Here is a 7,603-nt window from a genome sequence, read left to right as displayed (position 1 = left end):
TTCTGACAGTTGCCACCTCGTCCACACCGGACGTTGGAGAGACGGCCCCCACAACCGAACCCCCTGTTCCCGGCGCCACGATCATGCGCCACCCGGAGCCGGCATCAAGGCCAAGCCCCTGACGGGGCCGACCTGCGGTCGAGCCTTGACCCCGACCCCTCGCTGGCGCTTGTCTGCACCGAGCCGGGAAACCGGCAGAAACCGGCCACAACCACCCCGACGGTCGCGGGTTGACACGGCCCCACTCCTTCAGGGATGACCTGCGGTAATGAGCAGCCGCAGGTGGGGGCGGGTGCAGTTGAGCGCCGTCGCGTGCTGTTGGATGCAGTTCAACGCCGTTCAGAGCACCCCACTGCTCCCCACGTGCTCCCCGATCCCGGCGCGCGACCGCGGGGTCGCCCGGGCGCCTTGGCGCTTCGCTTTGGCACGTCTTCATGGAACAGCACCGAGGCTGCCGTTTGCTCAGCGTGACCGCGCGCTGAGACACGACACGCACGGTCGGCGGCAGATGTGCGCACAGGATCATGGCTCGCGGGCGTCGGCTGATCGGGTGCGGGCTATGACGCTCGTCGGTGCTTGAGGAAGGGCAGCATCCGGTTCGCTTCGTCGTTGACGGCTTGCTGTTCGGCGGTTGGAAGAGGCCGAAACGGGATGAGTCGTATGTCGTCTCCGGTGAAGGACCAGGTTCCACGGACGAAGCCGTCGATGAGGATGGTGGGGCGTACCAGGGCCCGGCCGGGCATGACCTGCTTGCGGTCTTCGTCGCTGATGATGCGGGTGCGGTCGGCGTGGCCCAGCAGGGCGTTGTCGTACGCGGGCAGCAGTCGCACGGGCGCTGGGATGTGCGGGTCGGGTAGGTGCGCGTCGGGCAGGTCGAGCAGGGTCTGGCCGTCGGGTCCGGTGTAGTGGCGTAGTTCGATGCCCATGTCCGCGACGACTTGGTTGAGCCGGGTTAGCCCGCTCCATGCCTGGACGTCGGCCACCGTGGCGGGTCCGAAGGCGGCGAGATAGCGGCGGATCAGTTCGTGGATCGCCGTGGGTTCGATGGTGTCGGCCGCAAGGGCGGTGACGGTGATGGAAGATCGGTTACCCCAGCTGCCCCAGGATGCGGTGGTGGGATCGTGGATGAGCGGGGTGCGTAGTTCGAATTCGCCGGCGAGGATCCGGCCGTCGCGGCCCGGGTGGCGGGCGGCGAGGCGTTGGGCGAGTTCTTTACGGGCGAGCGGTCCGGCGTCCAGCAGCGCACGTCCGTCGGCCATCAGCGTCTCGGTAGGCAGCCGGTTGCTGTTGCGCCGGAAGTACGGCGAGTTCGCGGTGCGGTCGAGGACGGGTTGCAGCAGGGGCCGCAGCCGACGGAAATCGTCGGCTGCGGCGATGTGCTGGGTGCTGCGCAGAAGGCTGGAGCGCACGACCTGCCCATCGGCCAGCAGGGTGGTCAGGTCGGCGTGGGTGAACCCGCGGATCCGGCTCCACAGCCCGACGTAGGGCCAGTTCGGTTCCTGTGCCTGCAGGGCGACCAGACGCCGGATCACGTCAAGCGGCACCTGGTCGGTGCGTTCCAGCAGGAACTGGCGCTGCAGCAGTGCCCGGTTGAGGGCGCGTCGCGACAGCAGCGTCATGCCAGCCGCAACGAAACGTTGCCGCGGTAGCCGCCTCGCAACAGCGACAGGAAGGCATCGGGCACGGCGTCGATGCCGGCCTCGACGACCGTCTGCGGGAAGACGAACCTGTCCTGGTCGAGCCAGGCCCTGAAGTGGGTGTGCCATGCGGCGATCTGGTCGGGCGTGTGGTAGCAGGAGAACGGCAGCAGCTCGATCCCCTTGGCTGCGGCGGCAGCCTGGTCGGGTTCGGGGAATCGCTGCGCCGCCGCACCCAGTTGGGTGGACAGCGATCCGCACAACGCGAACCGCGCTCCCGGCGCGGCGACCTCGAGCGCGGCCTCGTAGAGCGTGCCGCCGACGGTGTCGAAGAAGACCGTGATTCCCTCGGGTGCCAGTTCCTTCAGTGCGGCGACCGGATCCTGGTGGTAGTCGAATGCGGCGTCGATACCGAGCTCGCGGACCAGGTAGTCCGCCTTGGCTTGGCTGCCCGCACTGCCGATGACCTTCGAGGCGCCCAGATTGCGGGCGATCTGGGCGGCCAGGGAGCCGACGCCGCCGGCCGCGCCGGAGACGAACACGACATCGCCACGGCCGACCTTGGCCACGTCTGCCATGCCGTAGTAGGCGGTCGGTCCCTGGCCGAGGTGGTAGCTCGGATCCGGGTACGCGTCGCGGTCCAGCTTGACATACGAGGCGGCCGGCCCGGCGGAATGCGTACTCCAGCCGCTCATCGACTGGACCAGGTCGCCCTCCCGCAGATCCGGGCTGGCCGACCACAGCACCGTGCCGATGGCCGTGACGCCGATGCGCTGGCCCGGCTGCCAGGCCGGGATCGGCAGCTGGCAGTCGGAGCGCATGAGCTCGAGGTATGTGGCGGCCAGCCCCAGGTAGTCGGTGCGGACGACGACCTCGCCGCCGATCTCGGTCTCGACAACGGTGAAATGCTCCCGGCCGGGTACGCCAGCGATCTGGGTGGTCAGCTGAATCTCACGAGTGATCATGAGAATGACGCTAGACCGACTTCCGGTCACTTTCTGACCGGAAGCCCGTGCGAAGATCGCGACATGGCCAACACCAGTTCCCGAACGCTCCGGCTGCTGTCGTTGCTGCAGACTCACCGCCACTGGTCCGGCGCCGATCTGGCCGACCGCCTGGGGATCTCAGAACGCACCCTGCGCCGCGATGTCGACCGGCTGCGGGAACTCGGCTACCCGGTGCACGCCTCCCGAGGCACCGACGGCGGTTACCAGTTGGCACCCGGTGCGGTCCTGCCGCCGCTGCTGCTCAACGACGAGGAAGGCGTCGCGCTGGCGGTCGGCATGGGCGACGCCACCCAGAGCGGAATCGCCGGGATCGAAGACGCGGCGGTGCGCGCGCTGACCAAAGTGGTGCAGGTCCTCCCGCCGCGTCTCCGTGCCCGGGTCAACGCGCTACGCGCAATGACCATCTCGCCCACGGCCGCGGGACCGGTCGTGCCCGCCGAAGTGCTCACGGTGATCGCCCAAGCCTGCCGGGACGAGGAACGGCTGCGATTTCGCTACACCGCACGCGGCGGCCCCGACACCGAACGAGAAGTCGAACCCCACCGCCTTGTCGCGCTCGGCGGCCGCTGGTACCTGGCCGCCTACGACCTGACCCGACACGGCTGGCGCAGCTTCCGCCTCGACCGACTGACCAACCCGCGCAGCGCCGGAACGAGATTCCGTCCACGCCCCCTTCCCGCCGACGACGCCGCCCAGTTCGTGCGCACCTCCACCGGCGTCCCCCCAGCACACACCGTGCAGGCCCTGGTCCACGCATCCGCCGAACACGTCCGCCGGGTCGCCGGGCAATGGGGCACGATCGAACACATCGACAGCCAACACTGCCGTCTCACCATGGTATCCGCCAGCATGGACTGGCCCACCCAAGCACTGGGCAACATCGGCGCTGAATTCGAGGTGCTCAGCCCCCCGGAATTCACCGACCACCTCCGAGACTGGGGAACCCGATTCCTCCGAGCCGCACAAGGATCAGCCCCGGACCAACTCCCAACGGACACCGCACCAACCCGACGACGCAATCCACCGACCGAAGAAGCGACAGGATCTTGAGAAGGACGGCGCAACATCGGACTGAGAACCAGCGCGTTCGCCTACGCCACTGAGCCGACAAGATCCGCGGCAACCTACATGCCCACGTTTTGGCCGGGCGAACAGGTCACCGCGATAACCGCGACACCCTCCGTGAACCCGCGGCGGCTGCTGGGCGACGACCACCCACAACGAGGGTCGTCCAAAGCAACCTTGCCGCTGCTTCCCCGCCTGTCAACGAGAACGGACATGCCGGCGACCGTTCACAGGCGTAACGCTAACCCCAGCGCTGGCAGACCTAGCTCAAGCCATGCAATCCACCTCGATTGCAACGAACTCATCTCGGCAGGTCCGGATGCCCGTAGCCAAGGCATCGTGACGGTCCGTGGCCCCGGACCGCAGCCGATGGGTGCTCGGCCCAACCGCGTCATCCGAGCCGCACCATGCTCAAGGAGACGGCGTAACAGTTCGCGGTGCCTTCCACGTCCGGCATCGCCCGGCGCCGACCATCCCGCGTTCAGCAGGTACGAGGTGGCGCCACCGGACCCGGGGCCTGCTCCCACCAGTTGCCGATGCGCCAGAGGCTCAGGCGAAGTCGGGATGGTTGAGGTAGACCGTCACCGAGTTGCCCAAGTTGTTGGTGAACGTGGCCAGCCAGCCGTGCACCTCCGCCTTCTCGAACGGGTTGGAGTCGGTCAGCGCCGCGATCCACATCAGGTTGCGGTCCTTGTCCAGCCGGGCGAAGAAGCCTTCGGAGCCGTGGGCTCCGTCGCCGCCGCAGACGTAACCGGAGCCGCCCGGTATGGGGGCGTCCGCGCCGCGAAGGAGGCCGACGTGGGTTACGTTGTCGGGGTCCTCGTCCAGCATGACGTCAAGGTCGAGCGGCGGGCCGAGATCGAACCAGTCCAGCCTCGCTCCGCCGCCCATCTCGACGGCGCGTGCAGACCCGTCCGCCCGGTAGAGGCCGTCCCACCCCGGCGCGAGACCCTCGGCCCACAGTTGGACGATCTTGGTGGTCATCCCTTGCCGCCCCTTGTCTTCCACCCGCCTGCTCGAACCAGCCCTGCCAGTATGGGCAGCCGTTCTCGTCGCGGTCGGGCTTGCTCGGCATCCGTCTCTCTGCGGCGCACGCCTCGCGGCATGAGCGGACGTCCGCGCACTACTCGTTGATGAGCTGCTCTCGAAGAATGTCTGCGTGCCCACAGTGCTCGGCGAGCTCGCGCAGCACGTGGAGATACACCCACCGCAGCGGAAGCGGGCCCCGCCGGTGCCCGTGAAGGATGTCGTCCAGACCCAGGGATGGCGTCGCATGGCGTGATGCTTCGCAGGCTTCGCGGTGTGCGTGCTGGACGGTGGCGATCGTGTCGTTGTCATCGAGGATGAACGACTCGTCTGACGTCGCAGGGATGCCGATCTCAGCGCGCGACCGGCACGTGACGGCTTCGTCAAACCAGACCTTCTCGACGAAAGTCGCGTGCTTCACAAGACCCAGCAGCGTGGTCCGGGAGGCCACCAACGATCGGCGCACCTGTTCCTCTGTCAGCCCGTCCAAGCAGCCGTTGAGCGCGCCGCGGTGCTCGTCGAGGAACGCCTCGAACTGGGCACGGGCTGGCTGTGCGACGACCTGGTCGGCGAAGGTAGGCGGGTAGGAAGGCATGGGCGAAGCATTCCAGACCGCCGCCCAGGAGCAACTAGCGGACATCGGCACGAGCGGTCGGCTGACTTGTCGGTCTCGCGGGTGCGGCCCTGACGCCCGCTCGGCGGCAGATCAGGAAGCCGGCGCCGATCGGTGTGGCGGGTAGGACTCCGCTGATCAGAGACCACGGTCGTCAGTCTGCGTCGGTGGTGGGAGTCCGACGAGCTTAGTAAGAAATCGGTCGACCTGCTCCGCGAGGGGTGGCCACGGCAGGTTGGGCTCGTTGATCCGTAGCGAGAGCATGCCGATCACCGCGGCACGGAGATCGAGCGCCAGGGTGAGTGGATCACCAGGCGGGGCGGCCCCGGCATTCATGCACTCCTGTATGGCAGCCGCGGTCCGTGCCAGCAGTACCTCTTTGAACGGCATGCCGGGACGTCGGCTGGCCTTGCTCTCGTGCATCACCTTGTAGAGGCCGGCATGTTCCTGCGCCCAGGCCGCCTGTGCCAGGATCCGCGCGCGCAGCCGCGACGCCGGGGCCTCGTACCTCGCCTCCGCACCGGAAGCGGTTTGCAGCATGTCTTCGTGGCAGCGTTGCATGGCGGCCAGCACGAGCGCATCGCGGTCCGGGAAGTACAGATAGACCGAGGTCGGAGAGATCGATAGTGCGCGCGCGATCGCGCGCAGGGACAGCGCTTCATCGTCGGCAAGCTCGTCGAGCATGTGTACCGCACAGGAAACGATCTCTTCCCGCAGCAGCTCACCCTGGCCCCGGGCATTCGGGCGGCGAGGAGCGGCTGAACGAGTAGTGGGCGTGCTGTCCATGGGCAGATCATTCCAGTCGTGGGATCTTGCGCTACGGTCGACCATGAGAATACAGTCATCCATGCAAGGACAGCCGTCCACTAAAGGGAGAGTCATGCCACTCACGCTCCGCGAGGCCCACGAGCTGATCAACGGCGCGCATCAGCGGGCCATGGATCTGGGCACCCACATCACGGTCGCCATCGTCGATGAGGGCGGCCACCTGCAGGCCCTCGGCCGCATGGACGGCGCGCCGCCGCTGTCGGCCGAAATTGCCAAGCACAAAGCGGCCAGTGTGGCTCTGATCCGTCGCGACGGCGCGGCACTGCGCCAGATGCAGGAGGCATGGCCCGCCCTCTTCAGCTAGATCGATCGGGCGGCGGGCCGGCCGATCCTGGCTGGCGCGGGTTCGATGCTGAACCGGCGAGCCGACACCGCCTTGGGCGCCATTGCAGTCAGCGGCGGACTGCCGCAACAAGACGACGAGTGCGCCGAAGCGGGACTTGCCGGACTCGCCGCTGGCAATTAGCCCGTCCAGGGCCGCCAGCGCCGGAGCGACCTGTGGTCGGGCCACCGGGTAAATCCGTGACCGCCACTGTCCGCCGACGCCACAGACACCTAAGCGGCGCGCACGCACATCGGCAGAGTCGGACGTGCCCCGCTCGGCGGGCTGTCAGCGCCCGACCAGCGGCAGATCCGGATACGTGCGAGTGCGCTGCTTCAAGACGGACGGCGGGTGGGTTGCGCGTGTGGACGGCTCATGCAGGGCCACCCAGAGTGTCCGGCAGCGTGAACCAGCGGCCTTCAACCACCTCGCGTAGGGCACCCTCGCGGGCAAGGTGGGAACAGGCGATGACGATGTCCTCATGGCGGTAGCCGTCATCGGCCGCCTCGTCGAGGAACCAGCGGATTCGCCAGGCGTCGAATGCTTCAACGTCGCGCCCGAGCAAGGGGTCGGTAACCAGGTCGACGTCCACCTCACGGCCGTCGGAGCTGATCATCCGGCACCCCGCCCAATGGACGGTGTACGCGATTCCGCTGCGAGTAACGCCCTCGCAGGGCAACTCGCGACGCGAGCGGACCGCTGCCAGCAGATCGGCGATGTCTGCGATAGGGGACAGATCGGCGAGTAGTCGACCACGGATGTCGTGCAGGGCGGCGGCGAACCGCCGCACGGCGTCAACTGCCGAAGCGACCCGGGCCATGCGCCAAGTATCCGCGTCCAGCCCAGGCGTGATCATCGCGCGGGTCACTGGACACCGGCCATCGGCGGGGGACGCCGGGAGCACCGCCTGCTGTAACGCTTAGCGAGCGCTTTGCGGCATGACAGCGCACGTGACCTTGGTGGTTCTCACCTCGACCCTGCTGGCGGCCAGCCCCAAGAGCGAGGCGGTCCGGGCCGGCCGTCGTGGCGAGCGACGGTCGGGTCAGGGTCTGCCGGCCCCCGGTGCGGGTGCTGGGAAAGCCACGACCTGCCCGCTGGGTTGTGA

7 protein-coding genes and 1 pseudogene are annotated in these 7,603 nt (G+C 68.0%); 2 read left to right on the top strand and 6 right to left on the bottom strand.

The window, feature by feature from the left end; translation table 11 throughout:
* Positions 1-557 precede the first annotated feature (557 nt).
* Both DKT69_RS31405 and DKT69_RS31400 read right to left on the bottom strand, forming a co-directional pair.
* The gene (locus DKT69_RS31405) at positions 558-1,619 is read right to left on the bottom strand and encodes a winged helix DNA-binding domain-containing protein (RefSeq protein WP_109805052.1); all 1,062 of its coding nucleotides are present in this window, start codon (positions 1,617-1,619) and stop codon (positions 558-560) included.
* The gene (locus DKT69_RS31400; protein WP_201749959.1) at positions 1,616-2,719 is read right to left on the bottom strand and encodes an MDR family NADP-dependent oxidoreductase; all 1,104 of its coding nucleotides are present in this window, start codon (positions 2,717-2,719) and stop codon (positions 1,616-1,618) included. The genes DKT69_RS31405 and DKT69_RS31400 overlap by 4 nt, the downstream gene beginning before the upstream one ends.
* On the opposite strand from DKT69_RS31400, the gene DKT69_RS31395 reads away from it, so the two are divergent.
* Positions 2,666-3,694: a helix-turn-helix transcriptional regulator gene (locus DKT69_RS31395; protein ID WP_109805050.1), complete on the top strand. Its 1,029-nt coding sequence runs from the start codon at positions 2,666-2,668 to the stop codon at positions 3,692-3,694. The genes DKT69_RS31400 and DKT69_RS31395 overlap by 54 nt on opposite strands.
* 564 nt (positions 3,695-4,258) lie before the next feature.
* On the opposite strand, the gene DKT69_RS31390 is transcribed toward DKT69_RS31395, so the two are convergent.
* From DKT69_RS31390 to DKT69_RS31380, 3 genes are all read right to left on the bottom strand, one after another.
* Complete coding sequence (locus DKT69_RS31390; protein ID WP_109805049.1) at positions 4,259-4,693, bottom strand: hypothetical protein; 435 nt, start codon at positions 4,691-4,693, stop codon at positions 4,259-4,261.
* Positions 4,694-4,832: 139 nt separating this feature from the next.
* Positions 4,833-5,330: a DinB family protein gene (locus DKT69_RS31385; RefSeq protein ID WP_109805048.1), complete on the bottom strand. Its 498-nt coding sequence runs from the start codon at positions 5,328-5,330 to the stop codon at positions 4,833-4,835.
* Positions 5,331-5,486: 156 nt separating this feature from the next.
* Positions 5,487-6,134 carry a TetR/AcrR family transcriptional regulator gene (locus DKT69_RS31380; RefSeq protein WP_109805047.1) on the bottom strand — a complete coding sequence of 216 codons (648 nt, stop codon included), beginning with the start codon at positions 6,132-6,134 and terminating at the stop codon, positions 5,487-5,489.
* On the opposite strand from DKT69_RS31380, the pseudogene DKT69_RS40300 reads away from it, so the two are divergent.
* Positions 6,031-6,642 (top strand): annotated as a pseudogene (locus tag DKT69_RS40300) (GlcG/HbpS family heme-binding protein). The gene DKT69_RS31380 and the pseudogene DKT69_RS40300 overlap by 104 nt on opposite strands.
* Before the next feature lie 229 nt (positions 6,643-6,871).
* On the opposite strand, the gene DKT69_RS31365 reads toward DKT69_RS40300, so the two are convergent.
* Positions 6,872-7,318, bottom strand: a complete 447-nt coding sequence (locus tag DKT69_RS31365) for a DUF6896 domain-containing protein (RefSeq protein ID WP_146231263.1) — start codon at positions 7,316-7,318, stop codon at positions 6,872-6,874.
* Positions 7,319-7,603 lie beyond the last annotated feature (285 nt).

This window comes from Micromonospora sicca (assembly GCF_003172935.1).
In the GTDB taxonomy this organism is placed as follows: domain Bacteria; phylum Actinomycetota; class Actinomycetes; order Mycobacteriales; family Micromonosporaceae; genus Micromonospora; species Micromonospora sicca.
This window is presented reverse-complemented; position numbering and strand designations above follow the sequence as displayed.

Excerpts from the sequence above, each read along its gene's own strand:
- DKT69_RS31395 (WP_109805050.1), top strand. The coding sequence starts at position 2,666 with ATGGCCAACACCAGTTCCCGAACGCTCCGGCTGCTGTCGTTGCTGCAG.
- DKT69_RS31380 (WP_109805047.1), bottom strand. The coding sequence starts at position 6,134 with ATGGACAGCACGCCCACTACTCGTTCAGCCGCTCCTCGCCGCCCGAAT.
- DKT69_RS31390 (WP_109805049.1), bottom strand. The coding sequence starts at position 4,693 with ATGACCACCAAGATCGTCCAACTGTGGGCCGAGGGTCTCGCGCCGGGG.
- DKT69_RS31385 (WP_109805048.1), bottom strand. The coding sequence starts at position 5,330 with ATGCCTTCCTACCCGCCTACCTTCGCCGACCAGGTCGTCGCACAGCCA.
- DKT69_RS31405 (WP_109805052.1), bottom strand. The coding sequence starts at position 1,619 with ATGACGCTGCTGTCGCGACGCGCCCTCAACCGGGCACTGCTGCAGCGC.
- DKT69_RS31365 (WP_146231263.1), bottom strand. The coding sequence starts at position 7,318 with ATGGCCCGGGTCGCTTCGGCAGTTGACGCCGTGCGGCGGTTCGCCGCC.